Raw genomic sequence first — 2,025 nt, 5'->3', positions numbered from 1 at the left:
CCCCGAAGATGATCGTGGCGATGAGAGGCTGAACCCAAGGAGCCTACGTGCGCCTGCTAATCAAAAACAAACAACGCGTTCTCACACAGCCTCGGGCGAAACCCGACGCTTGTTCGCCGGGCGGCAGGAAGCTGAAAGAAGCGGTTCACGCAGGAGCTTAAGGCGCAAAGATGTCGCGCTGGCGGCAGCGCCGCCCTCTCTTTCAATCAATGATGCCTCTGCCACGCTGTCGGCATCGGGAGAAAGCCTGCGCTCGGCGCGGTATCTTTGCGCGGGTGCCCCACCCCTGCTGCGAATCCGTCAGTCCGCCTCGAACGCCGAGCGCATGTCATCGGGCGCGAGGTCGGAGAACTTGGTGATGCGGGCTTCGAAGCGCAGGCGGACCTTGCCGGTGGCGCCGTGGCGCTGCTTGGCGATGATGAGTTCGGACAGGCCGGTGACTTCTTCCATCTTGGCGCGCCAGGTTTCCCACTTGTCCTTGACGTCGATGCCATCGGTGTCGCTGGGGAACTTCGGCTCGGTGGCCTTCACGTAGTAGTCTTCGCGGAACACGAACCAGACCATGTCGGCGTCCTGCTCGATCGAGCCGGATTCGCGAAGGTCGGACAGCATCGGGCGCTTGTCGTCGCGCTGTTCGACGGCGCGGCTGAGCTGGGACAGCGCGATCACAGGCACGCTCAGTTCCTTGGCCAGCGTCTTCAGCCCGCGCGAGATCTCGGAAATTTCGTTCACGCGGTTGTCGTTGGCGCGGCCCGAGCCGGTCAACAGCTGCAGGTAGTCGATGATGACGAGGCCGATGTTGTGGCGGCGCTTCAGGCGGCGGGCGCGAGTGCGCAGGCCGGCAATGGTCAGGCCCGGCGTATCGTCGATGAACAGCGGCAGTTCGGCCAAGCGCTGGCTGGCGAAGGACAGCGACTGGAAATCCTCGCGGCTGATCTTGCCCATGCGCAGCGCTTCGGAGCTGATGTTCGACTGTTCGGCCAGAATACGCGTGGCCAGCTGGTCCGCGCTCATTTCCAGGCTGAAGAAAGCGACCGGCGCGCCCACCGACTTTTCGTGCGGCATACCGTCACGCACGGTATCGTCAACGTAGCGCTGCGCGGTGTTGAAGGCGATGTTGGTGACCAGCGAGGTCTTGCCCATGCCGGGGCGCCCGGCCAGAATGATGAGGTCGGAATCGTGCAGGCCGCCGATCTTCTGGTTGACCGAGGTCAGGCCCGTGGTCTTGCCCGAAATGTGGCCGCCCGAATTGAACGCCTTCTCGATCGCCTGGATCGCAGTGCGGGTGGCCGAGCCGAAGCTCTGCGCCTCGCTCTGCGTCGCGGCGCCTTCGGCGACCTTGTAGAGCGCGGCTTCGGCCTGTTCGATCTGCTCCATCGGCTCGACCGATTCGGAGGTATCCATCGCGCTTTCGACCAGATTGCGCCCGACGGAGATCAGTTCGCGCAGCAGCGCAAGGTCGTAGATCTGCTCCGCCAGTTCGCGCGGGGCCAGCAGCCCCTGCCCGTCCGCCGTCAGCCGCGCCAGATAGGCGACGCCGCCCAGCGCTTTCAGCGATTCGTCTGCCTCGAAATAGGGGCGCAGGGTGACCGGCGTGACTACCGCCTTGCGATCCAGCAGCTGCAGGATGCGTTCGTAGACGCGGGCATGGACCGGCTCGAAGAAGTGCTGCGGGGTGAGCGGGGTCTGCAGTTCCTCGATCACGCGATTGTCGATCAGGACCGCGCCAAGAAACGCGGCCTCGGCCTCGACGTTGGCGGGCAGGGCGCGGACTTCCGCACCATCGGCGCGGGCAAGGGCTACAGGCTGGACCATAAGCGCGCGACAATGCTCCCCCGGACGCGCCGGGACAAGGCGGCAGGGTGGGGATATTAATCCACAGCTTGTGGATGGTGCCGCGGGATCGTTGAACGGGCGGGAGGTCGGTTTGGGGTAGAGGCTGTGTGAAAACGCGTTGATGTGCTATGTTTCGGGCCTGCTTGGGAGGCGTGAGATGGGGCGTTTCATCGAGGGTTGTGATCGGCG

Annotated in this window: 1 protein-coding gene; it reads right to left on the bottom strand. The window is 64.4% G+C overall.

Annotated features, from left to right (window positions below):
* Positions 1–300 precede the first annotated feature (300 nt).
* Entirely contained in the window at positions 301–1,815 is a 1,515-nt protein-coding gene (locus GGR40_RS22100; protein ID WP_429278419.1) for a replicative DNA helicase, read from the bottom strand.
* Positions 1,816–2,025 lie beyond the last annotated feature (210 nt).

The sequence above is a fragment of the Novosphingobium gossypii genome (genome assembly GCF_050433305.1).
In the GTDB taxonomy this organism is placed as follows: Bacteria; Pseudomonadota; Alphaproteobacteria; order Sphingomonadales; family Sphingomonadaceae; genus Novosphingobium; species Novosphingobium gossypii.
The sequence above is the reverse complement of the archived record's forward strand: the minus strand, read 5'-3'. Positions and strand labels throughout refer to the sequence as shown.